This is a genomic window from Lysinibacillus sp. NPDC058147 (assembly GCF_042884205.1).
GTDB lineage: Bacteria > Bacillota > Bacilli > Bacillales_A > Planococcaceae > Lysinibacillus.
In genome coordinates this window covers 24,697-42,825 of record NZ_JBHVUJ010000012.1, presented here as the reverse complement: position 1 = coordinate 42,825, position 18,129 = coordinate 24,697, and the positions used below count along the sequence as shown (strand labels likewise).

General features: G+C 37.1%; 15 protein-coding genes and 1 other annotated feature. Of the genes, 10 read left to right on the top strand and 5 right to left on the bottom strand.

Annotated features, from left to right (window positions below):
• Window positions 1-88: 88 nt before the first annotated feature.
• From ACFVT8_RS22420 to ACFVT8_RS22400, 5 genes are all read left to right on the top strand, one after another.
• Window positions 89-1,036 carry a carbohydrate ABC transporter permease gene (locus tag ACFVT8_RS22420; protein WP_387085642.1) on the top strand — a complete coding sequence of 316 codons (948 nt, stop codon included), beginning with the start codon at window positions 89-91 and terminating at the stop codon, window positions 1,034-1,036.
• Between the two features lie 12 nt (window positions 1,037-1,048).
• Window positions 1,049-1,876 (top strand): carbohydrate ABC transporter permease, encoded by an 828-nt coding sequence (locus ACFVT8_RS22415; protein WP_387085639.1) that lies wholly within the window; start codon window positions 1,049-1,051, stop codon window positions 1,874-1,876.
• Entirely contained in the window at window positions 1,863-2,861 is a 999-nt protein-coding gene (locus tag ACFVT8_RS22410) for an N-acetylglucosamine kinase (protein WP_387085636.1), read from the top strand. The genes ACFVT8_RS22415 and ACFVT8_RS22410 overlap by 14 nt, the downstream gene beginning before the upstream one ends.
• A gap of 19 nt (window positions 2,862-2,880) precedes the next feature.
• Window positions 2,881-3,786, top strand: a complete 906-nt coding sequence (gene murQ, locus ACFVT8_RS22405; RefSeq protein ID WP_387085633.1) for an N-acetylmuramic acid 6-phosphate etherase — start codon at window positions 2,881-2,883, stop codon at window positions 3,784-3,786.
• Window positions 3,787-3,869: 83 nt separating this feature from the next.
• Window positions 3,870-4,742 (top strand): MurR/RpiR family transcriptional regulator, encoded by an 873-nt coding sequence (locus tag ACFVT8_RS22400; protein WP_387085630.1) that lies wholly within the window; start codon window positions 3,870-3,872, stop codon window positions 4,740-4,742.
• A 90-nt stretch (window positions 4,743-4,832) separates the two neighbouring features.
• Here ACFVT8_RS22400 and ACFVT8_RS22395 read toward each other — a convergent pair whose 3' ends face one another.
• The 3 genes from ACFVT8_RS22395 to ACFVT8_RS22385 form a co-directional block, all read right to left on the bottom strand.
• Window positions 4,833-5,915: an ABC transporter ATP-binding protein gene (locus ACFVT8_RS22395; RefSeq protein WP_387085627.1), complete on the bottom strand. Its 1,083-nt coding sequence runs from the start codon at window positions 5,913-5,915 to the stop codon at window positions 4,833-4,835.
• Window positions 5,916-6,019: 104 nt separating this feature from the next.
• The gene (locus ACFVT8_RS22390; protein WP_387085624.1) at window positions 6,020-6,880 is read right to left on the bottom strand and encodes a PucR family transcriptional regulator; all 861 of its coding nucleotides are present in this window, start codon (window positions 6,878-6,880) and stop codon (window positions 6,020-6,022) included.
• Window positions 6,881-7,085: 205 nt separating this feature from the next.
• Window positions 7,086-9,272, bottom strand: a complete 2,187-nt coding sequence (locus ACFVT8_RS22385) for an MMPL family transporter (protein ID WP_387085621.1) — start codon at window positions 9,270-9,272, stop codon at window positions 7,086-7,088.
• Window positions 9,273-9,393: 121 nt separating this feature from the next.
• Here ACFVT8_RS22385 and ACFVT8_RS22380 point away from each other — a divergent pair, with 121 nt between their 5' ends.
• The 3 genes from ACFVT8_RS22380 (at window position 9,394) to ACFVT8_RS22370 (ending at window position 12,160) form a co-directional block, all read left to right on the top strand.
• The gene (locus tag ACFVT8_RS22380; RefSeq protein WP_387085618.1) at window positions 9,394-10,014 is read left to right on the top strand and encodes a TetR/AcrR family transcriptional regulator; all 621 of its coding nucleotides are present in this window, start codon (window positions 9,394-9,396) and stop codon (window positions 10,012-10,014) included.
• Window positions 10,015-10,496: 482 nt separating this feature from the next.
• A complete protein-coding gene (locus tag ACFVT8_RS22375) occupies window positions 10,497-10,925 on the top strand; it encodes a DUF1641 domain-containing protein (protein ID WP_387085615.1) in 429 nt (142 codons plus the stop codon).
• Between the two features lie 50 nt (window positions 10,926-10,975).
• Window positions 10,976-12,160 carry an NAD(P)/FAD-dependent oxidoreductase gene (locus ACFVT8_RS22370; RefSeq protein WP_387085612.1) on the top strand — a complete coding sequence of 395 codons (1,185 nt, stop codon included), beginning with the start codon at window positions 10,976-10,978 and terminating at the stop codon, window positions 12,158-12,160.
• Window positions 12,161-12,626: 466 nt separating this feature from the next.
• Here ACFVT8_RS22370 and ACFVT8_RS22365 read toward each other — a convergent pair whose 3' ends face one another.
• Together ACFVT8_RS22365 and ACFVT8_RS22360 are read right to left on the bottom strand one after the other, a co-directional pair.
• The gene (locus ACFVT8_RS22365; RefSeq protein ID WP_387085609.1) at window positions 12,627-13,865 is read right to left on the bottom strand and encodes an MFS transporter; all 1,239 of its coding nucleotides are present in this window, start codon (window positions 13,863-13,865) and stop codon (window positions 12,627-12,629) included.
• Window positions 13,866-13,932: 67 nt separating this feature from the next.
• Window positions 13,933-14,197 (bottom strand) — a binding site (T-box leader).
• A gap of 151 nt (window positions 14,198-14,348) precedes the next feature.
• Window positions 14,349-14,966 carry a hypothetical protein gene (locus tag ACFVT8_RS22360; protein WP_387085606.1) on the bottom strand — a complete coding sequence of 206 codons (618 nt, stop codon included), beginning with the start codon at window positions 14,964-14,966 and terminating at the stop codon, window positions 14,349-14,351.
• Window positions 14,967-15,030: 64 nt separating this feature from the next.
• On the opposite strand from ACFVT8_RS22360, the gene ACFVT8_RS22355 reads away from it, so the two are divergent.
• Window positions 15,031-15,999, top strand: coding sequence for a quinone oxidoreductase family protein (locus ACFVT8_RS22355; RefSeq protein WP_387085603.1), 969 nt, complete (start codon window positions 15,031-15,033; stop codon window positions 15,997-15,999).
• Window positions 16,000-16,664: 665 nt separating this feature from the next.
• Entirely contained in the window at window positions 16,665-18,122 is a 1,458-nt protein-coding gene (locus tag ACFVT8_RS22350) for an MBOAT family O-acyltransferase (RefSeq protein WP_387085600.1), read from the top strand.
• Window positions 18,123-18,129 lie beyond the last annotated feature (7 nt).

Sequence of the window (18,129 nt, the reverse complement as noted above, 5' to 3'; positions counted from 1 at the left end):
ACGATGTATTGAAAATCATGACCCCACTAACGCTTCGAAGGAAGGAGTTGGGGTCTTGCTGTCTAAATACCTCTAAAGGGGCTGTCCAATGATGAAAATAACTACAGCTTCACCAACTAAAAAGAAAAAGACTTGGGCAAAGTGGACTATTCATCTTTTTCCAATCCCTGCTCTGATTATTTATGGAATGTTTGTCCTGTATCCAATCTTAGCAGCATTATCTTATAGCTTTTTTGACTGGAAAGGGCTGACGAGAGGCAATTTTATTGGATTTCAAAATTTCGTGACATTGTTTACGACCGAACCATATGGGTCAATGTTTTGGAATGCCTTCAAACATAATGCACTGTATTTTATTTTACAAATGGTTGTAATGAATGGATTAGCTTTCTTCTTAGCGTTTATTATTTATCAAAAAATTAAAGGAGCAGAATTTTTTAAAGCAGCCTTCTTCTTACCACGATTATTATCAGTAATTGTTGTAGGGTTTTTATGGAAACTGATTTTGAATCCTAACTTCGGCACTTTAAATGTAATATTAGGGAAATTAGGTTTAGAAAGCTTACAAAGGGCATGGTTAGGTGATCCTCATACAGCTTTAATCGCTATTATTTTAGTAAATTGTTGGTTTGGTCTTGGCTTTGGCGTCTTGATTTTCTTAGCTGGCTTTCAAGGGATACCAAGTGAACTAATCGAAGCAGCGAAGCTAGACGGTGCAAAGGGCTTTACATTATTACGTACAATCTACCTGCCGTTAATGATTCCTTCTATTATGATCATGGGTGTCTTAACATTTATTCAATCATTTGAAGCCTTCGAACTTGTTTATGCAATGCAGGGCTCGATGGGAGAGCCTTATTATTCAACAGACACATTAGCTGTGTTCTTCTACCGCTTAGCATTTGGTAGCTCAACAGCTTCTGGAGCGACAGCTATTGGTTTAGGGTCAGCGTTAGCAACGGTTTTATTCTTCTTTATATTAATTTGCACAACAGTATTTTTACGTTTTACGAATAAAAAGAACGTACAAATGTAAAGAGGTGAGTATATGAAGCAAGGCACAATTTGGGCAAGGCCGTTTTATTATATTGTTGTATTTACGGTGGCGACAATCAGTTTATATCCAATTTTATTAATGATTTTATCGTCATTTAAGGCGAGTTTGGAGATTTACAAAAATCCATTGGGCTTACCGACCAGCTTTAGCTTAGATACTTACCGTACGTTATTGTCTAAAATTCCGTTTACAACCTATTTCATGAACAGTGTCTTCGTGAGTATTGCATCTGTTGTCCTAATTGTTGTTGTTTGTTCATTAGCTTCATTTTATATTGCACGTTTTAAATTTTCGTGGAATCAAGCGCTATTTTTTATTTTCCTATTAGGGATGATGATTCCCATTAAACTTGGGATTGTACCTCTTTTTATTTTAATGCGTGATTTAGGGCTTATTAATTCATTGTGGTCTTTAATTTTGATGAATACAGCGACAGGCATTCCGTTGACGATGCTAATATTAACAAGCTTCTTTAAAACGATGCCATATGAGCTAGAGGAAGCTGCTCGTATTGATGGAGCCGGAAATTTAAGGGTTCTTTGGCATGTCGTGTTACCGTTAATGAGGCCAGCATTGGGAACAGTAATCATCATTAACTTTATTGCTGCTTGGAATGATTTTTTCTTCCCGCTTATTTTCATTACAGATAAAATGAAGCGCACAATTCCAGTTGGGATGATGTCACTTTTTGGGGAACATTCGGCAGACTGGGGTTCGCTTTTCGCAGGTTTAACACTTGCCTCATTGCCGATGATACTTTTATTCTTTATTGCATCTAAGCAATTCATGGAAGGGCTGACGGCTGGTGCCATTAAATAAACAATATATTATTGGTGTAGATGGTGGTGGGACGAAAACCCGTGCCGTTATAGGGACAAAATGTGGGGAAGTGCTTGCAGTTGTTGAGGGGGCGGGGGCAAATATAAAGTCAACTCCGCCAACAGAAGTACAACAGCAAATCACGAAACTACTAACGGAGTTACTACAAAAAATAGGGGTAACGAGGAAAGAAGTTTCGACTATTTTTTTATGTATGGCAGGAGGGGATCGTCAGGTAGATTTTGTACGCTGGCATAATTGGATGGACTCGTTTTTTTCATCTGAATCCTGCAAGGTACATGTTACAAACGATGCCGTAGCTGCACTTACAAGTGGTACATTTGCACATGAAGGGCTTGTTATTATTGCTGGAACCGGTTCTATTGTCTATTGTGTTCAAAAAAATAATCATGATAGCCGAGTAGGTGGATGGGGTTATTTATTTGGGGATGAAGGTAGTGGCTACTATATAGGGCAAGAGGCATTACGTGCCATTGCACAGCATTATGATGCATTTGGCCGAGATGGTGATGTGCTTACGGAGTCAATTTTAAAGAAACTGGGGCTAAAAGATCCGACCGAAATGATTACGGTAATCTATGAGCATACACAAGCCCGCACGTTAATTGCGTCTATTGTGCAGACTGTAATACAACTAGCTGAACAGGGTCATGAAACAGCGAAGGATATTATAGAACGTGCCACTACCTACTTAGCTCAATTATTGTTAACTTTGTTTCAAAAAGAGCCACAGGTCAAAAGCTTTCCAATCGTCACTTGTGGTGGTTTATTTGATAGTAGCTATTTCGTTAATTGTTTTCAAAGAAAATTACAGCAAGCAACAATTGATAATCGACTCATTCAACCCGAGGTACCACCTGTTATTGGGGCATTTGTAAAAGGGCTTATTAGTGAGGGGGTTCACATCACGGAGTCATTGCAGCAAATCGTAAAAGAATCTTGGATGAACAAAAATAAGATGTAGTAGGAGGGATTAGACTTCGATGGAGAGAATGACAAAACTTACAACAGAAGGCTACCATCCACAATCAGCGAATTTAGATTTAATGTCAATTGCTGAAATTGTGCAGCTAATGAATGAGGATGATGTCAAAATACCGCTTGCTATTGCAAAGGTATTGCCTGAAATTGAACAAGCAATTGAGGTCGTCATTTATGCGCTGAAGAATGGTGGTAGATTATTTTATGTAGGCGCTGGGACAAGTGGACGTATAGGTTTATTAGACGCAGTGGAATGTCCCCCAACGTTCAGTACATCACCAAAGCTCGTGCAAGCTATATTGGCAGGTGGCTCAGAAGCAGTAATGGCCGCCATAGAAGGTGCTGAGGATGATCTTACTTTGGGAAAAGTAACGCTAGAGAAACAAAAGCTAAGTGCAGCGGACGTTGTCATAGGCATTGCAGCGAGTGGTAGAACGCCATTTGTAAAGGGTGCGTTACTATATGCACAACAAATAGGTGCACAAACTATAAGTTTAGCTAGTAATCCGCAATCCATCATTAGTGCTCATGCAGATATTGCCATAGAAGTCATTACTGGGCCAGAAATCTTAACGGGTTCTACAAGATTGAAGGCTGCGACTGCTCATAAACAAATATTGAATATGATAACGACAACAACAATGATAAAGCTTGGGAAGGTCTATAAAAATCTCATGGTGGATGTCCATGCAAGTAATTATAAATTACGTGAACGTGCTAAAAAGATTGTCTGTGAGGCAACAAATGTATCCTATGAACAGGCAGAAAACATATTAGAACAGACCAATTATCAAGTGAAGCTTGCTATTGTCATGTTGCTCACTAATACGACTTTAGATAATGCGCAAACATTACTTGCCCAATCAGAGGGTCATGTGCGCACTGCAGTAGCCTTGAAGAAGGATTAGCTAAAGGGGTGGGTGGAAATAATTCCATTCACTTTTTCATTATTACTTCTATACATATAAAATAAAGTGCGGAGTTGATTGAAATGGAGAAGATAAATGCAGGATTGATTATGCTTGCAGAAATGCGAGAGAAGCTACCTCCATCTGAAAAGAAGGTGGCCTCCTATATTTTAGAACATCCATCAAAGGCAATTAAAATGACCGCTGTTGAATTGGGAGAGGCGAGTCATACAAGTAGTGCGGCCGTTATTCGCTTATGTAAATCTTTAAATATTAGTGGTGTTCAGGAGCTAAAGTTACGAATAGCTGGTGATTTGCAACGCGAAAAAACAGATGATCGTGATATTGAACCGAATGAGCCTTTACAATCCATTGTAGAAAAGGTGACGATGCAAAGTAGTCAAATCTTAAGACAAACTGCAGATTTAATTGATGCAGTAGAGCTGAAACGGGCTGTGTCAGCCCTATCAATGGCCGGAAGAATTTTCTTTTTTGGCGTCGGTGCATCTGGTATAGCAGCAATGGATGCAGATCAGAAGTTTTTGCGAATAAATAAGAATAGTAAGGCGTTCATGGATTTACATTTAGGGGCAACAGCGGTTGTCAATGCTGAAGAGGGAGATGTGGTAGTCGGGATTTCATTTTCTGGTGAAACGCATGAAGTGGCTAAAATCCTTGAAATTGCTCGTGACACGCCTGCAACGACAATAAGTTTAACACGCTATGGTAGTTCACTCGTATCAAGCTTGGCAGATATTTGTTTATACACGTCACCAAATGTAGAAGCAACATCTAGAAGCGGAGCAACTTCTTCGCGTCTTGCACAACTTCATGTGATTGATATTTTATTTATGTGTGTAGCAACAAGTGACTACGAACAAACAATTGACTATCTAGATGCAACAAGTACAGCAATTCAAGGGCTACACAAGAAAGTCAATAGAAGAAGGAAATAGTGAAAAAAGGTCTTTAGCGGAATAACTCAGGCGATATCACAGGTCATGGCATCGCTTGAGTTATTTTTTAGCCACTGAACTACAGCAACTTTATATACGTTCTTCTGTATGTGGATCGAAGAAATGTATCTTTTCTTCTTTCATCACTAATGTCACGACGTCAGCTGGATGTAAATTAGTTTCAGCATTAACACGTGCAATGAATGTTTGATTTGCTAATGAAGAATAGAGGAAAGTTTCTGCTCCGAGCAGTTCAGCAACGTCAATTGTTGCATTGAATACATAAGGGGAATCGGCCGCTGTTATTTGCAAATCTTCAGGGCGAATCCCAAGTACAATATCTTTGCCTAAATAATTTTTTTCCTTCAACGTTGTTAAATATTTTGGTGGAATCGGAAAGCTATGCTCACCTAAAATTACAGTTGTTTCTGTTAAATGTCCTTGAAAAAGATTCATGGAAGGAGAGCCGATAAAGTCAGCTACAAACATATTTTTCGGCGTATCATATACTTCCTTTGGAGCGCCAATTTGTTGAATAAGACCATCCTTCATCACAACGAGACGAGTAGCCATAGTCATTGCTTCTGTTTGGTCATGTGTAACGTAAATAGTCGTCGTTTGAATACGTTGGTGTAGCTTCTGAATTTCAGCTCGCATCTGTACACGTAACTTGGCATCTAAATTAGAAAGTGGTTCATCCATTAAAAAAACTTTGGCATCACGCACTATAGCACGACCGAGAGCTACTCGCTGACGTTGTCCACCTGATAACGCTTTTGGCTTCCTTTTTAAGTAATCCTCTAAACCTAATATTTTTGCGGCTTCTCTCACTCTTAGATCAATTTCCTTTTTGTCAACCTTGCGAAGTTTTAAGCTGAATGCCATATTATCATAGACGGACATATGAGGATATAAGGCGTAACTCTGGAATACCATAGCGATGCTACGATCCTTTGACTCCACATCATTCATGCGTACATCGTCGATATAAAATTCACCCTTTGAAATATCCTCTAAGCCTGCAATCATACGTAATGTCGTTGTTTTCCCACAGCCAGATGGACCTACAAAAACGATAAACTCCTTATCGTGGATATGCAAATTAAAATCAGTCACAGCCTGCACATTTTTATCGTAAATTTTATAAATATGCTCTAAACGCAATTCAGCCATACACTACGCCCCTTTGTAAGTGATAAATTCATTGTAAAGAATAGTGGGAAAAAGGAATAGATAAACGCTGCACAATATTTAAGTTATAAATTGTGCAGTGTGACTTATAATGACTCTAAAAAGGTGATAGCAAGAAAGACTTCAAGCCTATCCTCAAATTGCCGTATATCTTTTCTGGCAAGTTGCTGAAATTTGTCTAGTCGATTTTGTAGTGTGTTACGGTGCATAAACATTTTTTTAGCAGCAAGTGTGATATTACCTTCGTATTCAAGTAATTGTTTTATTGTTTGTACTAACTCTGGCTGTGAGGTTGCATCTTTTAAAATAGAGGTAATAAAAATGTCTTTCTCTTCTATACTGAGTCGCTGTGATAAGTACGGTACAAATAACTCTTGTTGTGTAAGAACATGCTTAGATGTATAAGACCAAAGTGATTGTTGGATGGCGACTAGCCAGTTAAATCTCTTTTTTGTTATCGCAATATCTGGTAGTACATCAGAGACAAAAATTTTAAAGTTGGTTTCTAAATCTTCGCTTAAAAGATCAATGTAATGAGAAAAATTAAGTAATTCATCGGTTTCAATGCATTCAATAATGGCGAACAATTGAGGATTTAATGATATGAGTATAAAGTCTTTTCCAAGTAATGCCTCAAAGGCTGTTCGAAGTAAATGAGGTCTAGAAAATACTTTATCGAAATGAAGAAACAGAATGCGATGTTCGTGGATTGCAGTTGGACTTTCATTTGTTTTATCTGTTAAGTAGTCAAACCATGCCGTATCGTAGTAATTCGCAAGCGTGATTGGCCCTGAAAAAATACGCAATAGCTCTAGCTCACTTTGTGTAATTGTATGTTTTGGAATTTCAAAAAGTTGATTATCAAAATTAAATAGATAACATTCTATCTTATTACCTGAAAAAGGTCTTAGTAATGGAAATCGCTGTTGCAATTTTTGATAGTTCATGAATGCCACATCCCTTTTGTTTATAGTCGGAATAGAAACACACAACAAATCATGCAATTTTGGAATAAGTATATATTTTTCGGAAAATGATAGCGATATTCGTTGAATGTACATTTCAAAACAGCACGGACATTAGCAAAAGCGAAAGGGTGGATGAATTTTAAAATCATCCAAACCATTTGTGCTAATGTCCGTGCAGTAATTTTTATGCATCCTTTTTAAATAATGCTCCTGGCCAAAATGCATATCTACCGAGAACAGTAGTAATGGCAGGTACGAGCAATGGACGTACAATGAACGTATCAAGCAGTACGCCAATGGCCGTAACGACACCGAACTGAACAAGTACTTGAATAGGTAAGGTAGCAAGGACAGCAAATGTTCCAGCTAAAATTAAACCAGCAGATGTAATAACACTTCCTGTTCGTACGACGCCTTCCTCAACAGCTGTTAAATGATCTACTGTTCTGCGTTTCTTCCAAATTTCTGAAATCATAAAGATATTATAATCTTCTCCGAGTGCCACTAAAAATACAAATGCATAGAGTGGAATCGCTCCTGAAATGGCTTCTGCTCCCATTAGGTGGTGTAAAATTAGCCATCCTGCACCAAGTGCTCCGAAATAAGAAATAATAACTGTTGCTAATAAATAAACAGTTGCTGTTATTGAGCGTAGATAAATAAATAATAATAAAGCAATTAAAGCAATCATTGTTGGCATAATAACAGTTTCATCGCGTACAGTTAACTGCTGTGTATCATATTGACTGGCTGTTTCGCCGCCAATCCAAATATGTTTATCTGCATCCTTTATCCCTTCAGCCTCAAGCATTTTTATAACCTCTGCTTTAAGCTCTGGAATATGGGCTAATGATTCTTTAGCATAAGGATTTGTATTTAAAGAAAGCTCGTACAATTGGATAGCATTATTTTTCTCTCCGATTTGGCCATCTGCAACACTATCAATATAAGAGATTTCAGTTAATTGCTGCTGCAAGTGAATTTCTTTACCCTCTGTGTCAATGACGAGCTGTACTGGAGCTAGTTCTCCAGGTGAAAAATTTTCTTCTATTAAAGTAAAGCCTTCGCGCGATGGCATATTCTCAGGGAATGATGATAATAAATCAAAAGTGTACTGAATACGTGGTACGAATGCTGCTAATCCACCAAGTAACAGTAAAGTAACAACAATGACAATCCATGGTTTATGCGTTACGAAGCGCCCGATTATATGGCTTATTTTATGTGTTGGTTTGTACTGCTTTTTCCCTTTTTTATGAGCCATATCCTCTGTTCTAGGTATGAATGGGAAAAAGGCAACGCGACCTATTATAACAAGGATTGCTGGAAGTACAACGAGCGCAGCAATTCCCATCACAAGTACACCAAAGCTGAATGGAATAGCAAAGCGTTGGAACGCACCATAATGGGCAAGGCTAAGAGTAGCTAAACCGATAACAACCGTTAAGGCACTCATCATAATCGCACCGCCAGACTCCTTTATAGCAAGCTTCATGGCAGTAGTTTTATCCTCAATTGTAAATAATATCTCTCGGTACTTAGATATTAAAAATAAACAATAGTCTGTACCTGCGCCAAAGAGTAAGACGGTCATAATAGAGACAGCCTGTGAGTCCTTATCAATCCATCCATGATCAGCGAAGAAACCGAGCGTTGGACTTATAACGACATAGGCAAGAACAACAACGATCAATGGAATAATAGCTAATAATGGTGAACGATAAATAATAATTAGTAATACTAAAACAAGAAGTACTGTCGCAATTAATAATTTAACATCAGCTTGAGAGAATAAACTGGCAGCATCCGTAGCAATACCAACTGGTCCAGAATAACGCACATGCAGATTGTTACTAGTTAAGTCTTGATCTAGTTGGATATTATACTTATCCATTGTTTTTGTTAATGCCTTTAAACTTTCCCGCAACTCATCAGTAGCAACACCTTTTTCAAAGAAAACAGGAGTTACAATTGTTGTGCCGTTATCAGATGCAGAGGCTAAAAAGGCTTGAGGAGGCATTTTATCATATGGTGGAAGAATAGTTTGATTTGCTAAAGGTTTAGCTTTAATCTCTCCGTAAACCTTTTGGATAGCAACGAAATCATCAGTAGTTAGCCCGCTATACCGATACCAAACGAGTAATAATGGTGTACCTGCATCATTCGGAAATTGTTCTGCAATAATAGTTGCAGCCTGCTGAGACATTTCACTTTCTGGTAAGTTTTTACCCGATTCACTCTTTATACTATTAATCTGTGGCCAGGCAAATGACAGCACAACAACAAGTAATATCCAAAAGATAAGGGCTAATAAGCGCCCTTTTTTACTTGCTACCATTGAGCCCCATTGCTCAAGTGGGTGTTTTTTCATTTAAAGACCTCCGTTTCATATAAGTAATTTTATTATATATACCGGAAGGTTAATTAATCAATTGCAAAAAATCTATATGCTATACTATGTCTAAAAAGAATCCTTTATAAGGGGGGCGAACTTGTTGAAGCAGTCACCACGTGTTCTCGGGAGACCTCGGAATGATGAAAATGCGAAGCCAAGAAAAGATATTGTCCTTGAAACAGCAACAAAGCTTTTTATAAAAGAAGGCTATAAAAATATTTCAATGGATGATGTAGCAAAAGCTTGTAACGTTACAAAGGCGACTATCTATTACTATTACCCGACTAAAGGGGAATTATATACATCAGCGTTGCTGGCAATGATGGATCGAATCAGACTGTCCATTTTGCAGATTTTAGAGCAGCCAATATCATTTAAAGAACGGTTGGCGCAGCTTGTTGAAATTCATTTATCAGCCACTGTAGATATAGATATGAAAAATTTTATGAGAGAGGCGACAATTAATTTATCGAAAACCCAATTAAAAGAAGTGCAGGCAGCGGAAAATAATATGTATAAAACGATAGAGCAGACGATGCAGCTAGAGATGGAGCAAGGCACGATACGGAAGGGAAATGCTACTTTTTTTGCACATGCGTTTATGGCTTTAATGTCAGTAGGTTACTTTAAAGATGGGGAAGGGAAAAGGTTATTTCAATCAGAGGCTATGGCAGCGAAAGAAATTATAGACTTTTTCTGGCAATCTGTTGAAAAATGATTTCCTATATTATATGTAATATAAATGCTGAAAATAAAATAAGTAAGTATTACACAAATGATTTAGGGGAAGTTTAAATAGACTAAACATTATCGAAAATCAAAAATAATAAAGGAACGTTTTAAAAATATTGTATTTTTTAACAGTAGGAGCAAAAAGTAAACTAATATATAGTTACAAATCAATGAATTTTGAAAAGATTGTCGAAATTGTGATTTAGCTCATTGAAATAATGTACAAACAACCTTATAATGGAGGTTGTAAAGTCACCAAGACAAGATAGGATGGAATTATGATGCACTTTTTGCAAAATAAAGTTAACATTGTAATAACAAATTATACGAATTGCTATCCAGCTCTTGAGACTGGTGATTTGTAAGATATACGCGCTGTAACGACTGTTAAGAAGTGCCTTAATGGTCTTTTTTACATGGAAGCAATAAAATTAAAATAGTAATAGTGATGGCAAAGGAGAGTTCAAAATGTCAGAAACGAATAACCAAACACAGTCTGAACAATTAACTGTAAGTCAAGAACAATTGGATGTGCTAGATCAATTATTAAAGCCTGAGGTTCAGGAATCACTTACAACTTTAGTTGAACAATTACCAAAGTTAACTGAAATGATGACGCTATTAACAAAATCTTATGAGTTTGCTCAAGCTGTTGCAACTGATGAAGTGTTAAAAAATGATACTGTTGGTGCGGTAACAGAAATGGCTGGCCCAGTAGTAGGATCAGCTAAAAACCTTGCAGCTACTGCAATTGAAGCGAAAGACCGTGCTTCTGAAAGCCAAGAAGTAGTTGGTTTATTTGGTCTTATGAAAATGTTAAAGGACCCACAAGTTCAAGGTGTTTTCCGTTTTGTTAATGCTTTCTTACAAGTAAGCGCTGAACGTAAAGCTAGATAAGACTCGACTCGAGATACATTCAATTCGTAAGGACGGAGGATTAATTAATCATGTCAAAAGAAATCGTCATCTTAGGTGCTGGTTACGCTGGCGTTCTAACTGCATTAACAGCACGTAAGTATCTATCAGCTGATGAAGCTAAAATTACTGTAGTAAACCAATTCCCAACACACCAAATCATCACTGAACTTCATCGTTTAGCTGGTGGTACTATTGCTGAAGGTGCTGTTGCTTTACCACTTAAAAAAATCTTTAAAGGTTTAGATATCGATTTACAAATCGCTAAAGTTACAAAATTCAATGTAGACAATAAAAAAGTTGACCTAGATACTGGTTATACTTTAAATTACGATACTTTAGTAGTATCTTTAGGTAGCCAAACTGGTTTCTTCGGTATCCCAGGATTAGAAGAAAACTCTATGGTACTTAAATCAGTGAACGACGCAAACAAAATTAACAAACACATCGAAGACCGTATTAAAGCATATGCACAATCAAAAGATGAAGCAGATGCAACGATCGTTATCGGTGGTGGCGGTTTAACAGGTGTTGAGCTTGTTGGTGAAATCGTGGACAACTTCCCGAAAATCGCAGCAAAACATGGTGTTAACTTTGCTGATCTTAAAATCAAACTTGTTGAAGCTGGTCCGAAAATCTTACCAGTACTTCCAGATACACTTATCCAACGTGCTACTGAAAGCTTAGCAAAACGTGGCGTTGAATTCATTACAGGTACTCCTGTAACGGGCGTTGATGGTAACGTCATCTCTCTTAAAGATCGCGAACCAATCGTTGCTAATACACTTATTTGGACAGGTGGGGTAGCTCCACTTCCAATCGTAGGCGAGTCTGGTCTTGCAGCAGACCGCGGTAAAGCTACGATTAACGAGTTCTTACAATCTACATCTCACAATGATGTATTCGTAATTGGTGATGCATCTGTGGCACTACCAGCTGATGGTGGGCGTCCACTATACGCACCAACTGCTCAAGTTGCATGGCAAATGGGTGAATGCGCTGGTTACAACGTATTCGCACAATACAAAAACCAAGAGATGAAATCATTCTCAGCAATTAACTCTGGTACACTTGCAAGCTTAGGCCGTAAAGACGCTGTTGCGACTATCGGTGCTAGCAACACAGAGCTTAAAGGTCTTCCTGCAACACTTATGAAAGAAGCGTCTAACATTCGCTATCTTACACACATCAAAGCACTATTCGGCTTAGCATATTAATATTTTAAGGGCATGAATCAAAAGTAATATTGATTTCATGCCCTTTTTTTCTTGGTTTTAGCTTGGGTAGCTAGAGCGACGGAAAGAATAGTCGAAGTGACGGATAGTAGAGCAAGAGCGGCGGAAAGGAATCAGAGCGGCGGAAAGAAGAGTCAAAGTGACGGAAAGCAGAGTCAGAGCGACAGATAGAAGAATCAAATCGAAGGAAAGAAGAGCCAAAGCGACGGATAAAAGAGCCAGAGCGACGGATAGAATCGTCAAAGTCGTGGATAGAGTGGCCAAAATCGTGGATAGAACAGCCAAAATCGTGGATAGCCCCGACAAAGTGGCGTTTATTACTATCAATCTGAAGATAGAAAACCATTATGTCTTATCCCAACATTTATGTAGCACCTCTAAAAAGAGGTGCTACTATTTTTATACCGTTATTGCTTCCGAAAGCGAAGCGATAGCATTGAAATCTTCTCTACTCAGAAATATTTCTATAAAATCTGGCCTTTGAAGGTTGAACATTAAAAATTAGCAGTATAGTTGCTACTACAAGCATGATGATGGCTGCAGATACCACAACATATCGTATAGATATAATTTCAGCTGCAACTCCAAAGATGGCAGTTATGATAATAATGAACAAGGCTTCTACAAAACCATAAATACTGCCTATTCTCCCCATGCTATCGACAGGAATATTGTTTTGATAAAACGTATGGAAGCCCGTATTGGCAAAGGCCATCGCAAAGGACAAAATAAAGCATCCTAAAGAAGCGATAAGAAATGTATAAGAGGATGTGAAAATTAAGTAGCCTAATGCTGTTATTAATGACCCCGAGCCTATAAGCCAAGCAATTGGTGTTTTTTCAACGATGGCTGAATTCATTAAAGAACCAACTAATACTCCAGCACCTGCTATGCCCACCAAAACACCGTATTCACCTTCGGATAATGATAGTACTTGAGTAGCAAAAGCAGCTTCTAAAGAATCCGTTGCTGTCATCATGACAATCATCGCACTAAATAAAAAATAGACCATCATAATATAAGAATTTTTAAGGCTAAATCTTATAACAAGCTTCCAATCATTGAATAATACCTTGTAGGAAATTTCCTCATCTGCTTTACTAGCCAGCTGTTGATTGGCTTCAACATTAGGCATACCTAATGTAATACAGGCTGATAAAAATAGAGCAATGGAATTCAAGTAAATTGCCATAGTAGGCGTTCCAATCGTAAACAGCAGCCCTGCAATGGCTGGACCGGTTATGAATGCGCCAGAATCAAGTAAGCTTCGAAGGGCGTTAAAACGTTTCCTTTGTTCGATTGGTATCAATTTCGTAATGTAGGACATGGAAGTTGGATTATACATAGAACTAGCCATTGTGATCACAAAGACCATTAAATATATCCCAGTCAACGTAGAGAAGAAAGGTAGTATGACAATTAGTAAAGATTCGAAAAGATTGAGAACAATCATGAGATATTTTTTATTTAAACGATCTATCAAACTTCCTGACCAAAAACTGGCGAAAAGTGTAGATGATGCTCTAACGATATACAATCCGGACACAGCTATAGCTGACCCTGTAAGGTTTAAGACAATAAGATTTAAAGCTATAAAATAGATCCAGCTTCCAACGCTGGAAACACCAATACTAAACAATAATATAGCTGGATAACGCCACGCTTCTATTAATTTATTCATGCTCATATAAATCCCTCCTAGTAGTTATGACAAATAACTAAAACAAAAAAATCTCACCCCCAAGACGATTTGTCTTAGGGACGAGATTATGGAATTTATACTCACGTGGTGCCACCCTAGTTCACTATTATGTCGCCATAATAGTCTTTTCAGTACGACATAAACACTTATGCTTATACTGCTACTCTGTAACGGGAGTTCCCGTCGCACCATCATTCAAGCAGAAATCCAATGCGCTACTCCGAGGCTTGTTTCAATAATTCGTTCTTACTCGTTTTCAGCAACCCGAGCTCTCTGGGAAGAACAGCCTTATTTACTCTTCTCTTCAATGTATTTTTGCTAGTGTAGCATATGTTTGTAATTTTGGTAAAGTACGAAATTTTAAAAACATTACGTTAAATTCCGAAAACATTCCGATAAACTATGGAAATGTTCCGATAAATTTAGAAATTATTCCGATAAATCCTGAAAAGGTTCCGATATTAATTTTTATTGAAGATAAGCTTTAAGCCTCGTTAATAGTGATTGACAAAGAATTACCGACTCAACTGTATGATTTGCTATTTCAAGAGAATGGTCAGCATTTTCTACAATAGCAAGTTCATGTGAAGAAAGTTGTTCTAAACTTTCTTTAGAGTAATGAGGGTCAGCGGTACCGATTGCTAGAAATGCTTGCTTTCCAAGCAAATTTTTCATAACATGCTTAAGTGACAGTAGGGGTGTTAAAAGTACATAACGAGAAGGAATAGATGAAGACTGTTGCATATAAAAATCTGTGATAGGCAATGTTCCGAGTGATTTCCCAATGTATACAGCTTCTGTATAAGATTTTGTGCTTAAAACATATTCTACAATAGAATTCGCGGCATTATAAACCATTGCTGAAATAGCTTCTGGCTCCTGCTCAAATTGCTGCGAATCAAATGAATAGCAAACTTGTACTACATCATAGCCAAGCTCTAGCATCAGCTCAGTAGAATAATAAAGAAGTGGTTTTTCATACGTATAGCCTGTGCCAGAGAACATAAAGCACACCTTATCGCTAATGCTATCAAAGTAATTGTATGAGATCCCATTGTGTTGTTTTTTTACCAATTTGATTTTCATGGAAATACCCCCATTTATTCCTTATTTATTTTATAATCTTACTATAACAAGGAGGGGGAAATTTATGAAGGCTGTGATCATTAATGAGTTTGGTAGTTCTGATGTTTTAAAGTACGTGGAATGTCCAAAGCCCACTATTTCAGCAGAGGAAGTATTAATACGTACGGTGTATACGAGTGTGAATTTTGCTGATATTAAAAACAGAACAGGAAATAAAGCAAAAGCAAGTTTTCCGATGGTACTTGGTTTAGATGTAGCTGGTGTAGTTGAAGAGGTTTTTGATGAAAGTAGTGCTTTTAAAGCTGGAGATGTCGTTATTGCATTCCCTAAAAATGGAGCCTATGCAGAATATGTGGTGGCAAAAGAGCAGCTCGTCTTTAAAATTCCGAGTGACATCTCTTTGGAAAAGGTAGCCGCGGTACCAACGGTTTTGTTTCTATCCTACCTTTTGACACATCAAATTGCGCCAATTAGCTCAAATGATAGCGTATTAATTCATGCTGCATCTGGTGGTGCAGGGACGATGCTTATTCAAATGGCGAAAAAGTTAGGTGCCAAGAAGATTATTGGCACGGTTGGCGAAATGAAGAAAGCGACAATTGCTCTTGAACTAGGTGCACATCATGTACTGACATACGATAATTTTAGTGAGCAAGTCAATGAATATACGGATGGTCAAGGTGTTAATATTATTTTTGATTCCATTGCTGGAAATATTACAGAAGAGAGCTTTAGCTGTTTAGCTCCGTATGGTACGTTGGTGCAATTCGGAAATAGTGGCGGTAAAGCCGGGAATATAAAAACATCTGATTTACATAGCAGCTGCCGCAATGTGAAAGGCTTTAGCCTAGGAACGACTCGAGCTTCCAAGCCAGAAATGCTACAACAAGTTGCACAGGAGATGTTTGCAATATTGAAGGATGAAAATTTCCAAGTACCAATTGCTAAGATTTTTAAATTAGAAGACATGCAGAAAGCGCATGACTTGATGGAAAGCCGCCAACATCAAGGGAAAATTTTAATTAAAATATAAAATGAACAACCTCTGTATAGTGATCAAAGCGCTATACAGAGGTTACTTTTATTTTAGAGCCTGTAGCTCGAAAACAGCATTATTGTGAGTGGAAGGTCCAAAATCAAGTCCACTCATTAAATAGAAAGTAAAAAGACAGAGTAGTTTAAACTAGTAAAAATCCTATTATTTTTCAAAGAAATACCTCATTATTTGCGAGTATTATCCTAACTAAAACCACCTTTAATTTTTCGACAACAAATAGGAATTTCCTTTAAATATTTGTCAAAATGAGGTATTATTATATGGGTTTTTATCTTTCTTTACCTTATTTTGATATATGTTATTTGTTTTACTTTTTAGTATAATGTTATATTTGGCTTCTTAAAATTATCGATGGTATATATTTCATTAGAGTTTACTAGTGTGCCAATGTTAAAGTGTTATTTGGCTAATTGATGTAAATAGGCTCTTCACCAACATTTGATTAACTATCCAGTTGATTGGAGTGAAGGCTGGGTGTTACTTTGGGATTAGATCACAGATGAAATCCTGAAGTGCAAACGAAGCGGCATATCAGGTCGCCCTTAGAAAGCCCCAGCCGGACGAAAATCAACCCCGAGTTGCGGTGAAGAGTCTTTAATTTTGAATTGATATAAAGGAATGGCTATTAGGGGAGTGGTGCAATGCTTTTTAATTCCTTTGAATTTATTTTCTTGTTTTTACCGATAACATTTATTATCTATTTTTTATTAAATCGTTTCAGAAACCAGCAATATGCGATTTATTGGTTGGTACTGAGCTCTTTGTTTTTTTATGGCTATTTTAAGTTAACTTATTTAACAATCATCACGATCTCAATAGTTGTGAACTTTGCTTTAAGTCGGGTGATTAGTAATACCAATAGTCGTTCGAGAAAAACTTATATGATTATTGGCGTAATCTTCAATATTTTAATTCTCTGTTACTATAAATATACTGATTTCTTTATTGACAATATAAATAGTTTGTTTGGTACAGATTATGCACTGTTGCACATATTGCTACCATTAGGACTTAGTTTTATTACATTTCAACAAATTGCTTTTATTGTTGATAGTTACCGTGACGGAACAGCTCATTATAAATTTAGTCATTATGCGCTGTTCATTTTGTTTTTCCCGCAGTTAATTGCAGGGCCAATTGTTCAGCATGATGAAATGCTTCCTCAGTATGATACTAAGGAAAATCGTAAAATTATTCATGAAAATGTTGCACGAGGCTTATTTATTTTTTCAATTGGTTTAGTCAAGAAGATTGTTATTGCTGATACGGTAGGGATATGGGCGAATGAAGGCTTTGCTAATTATAGTAACTTAAGTTTTATAGAAGCTTGGATTACCTCATTATCATATACAGTGCAACTTTATTATGATTTTAGTGGATATTCTGATATGGCGATTGGTTTAGCATTATTATTTAATATTAAACTGCCAGTAAATTTCTTTTCTCCTTATAAAGCACGTAATATTCAGGAGTTTTGGAAAAAATGGCATATGACGTTGAACAGATTTTTAACTACATATGTTTATTTTCCGTTAGGTGGTAGTCGTAAAGGGGCTTTTAGAACCTATTTAAATATATTAATTATTTTCTTCATCAGTGGATTTTGGCATGGGGCTGGGTGGAATTTTATTTTGTGGGGACTTCTACATGGCTTTGCGTCTGTTGTTGTGAGACTTTTTAGTAAAACAGGTATTAAGCTTCCGTATTTACTTTCGTGGTTTATTACTTTCCAATTTGTTAATATCGCTTGGGTATATTTCCGAGCAACAAGTCTTGTGCAAGCGAATACTATTATAGCCAAAATGTTTACGCCAAACATGACAGCTATAACTAATTTCTTTACGGAGCCGCACACGAATTTTGCTCAAGCAGAAGCCTTTAATATTTTGGGACTATCATTAAGTGATCCAATAGTGATTGTTGTAGGACTCTTAATCACACTTGTTATTGCCTTTACGGCCTTAAACTCTATTCAATTAATGGATAAGATGAAATTTAATTGGGGAGCAATCATTTACACGCAATTTATGATTGCACTAGTGCTAGTATCGATTTACTATATGCAAAAAAATAGTATATTCTTATATTTTAATTTCTAAATAAAGG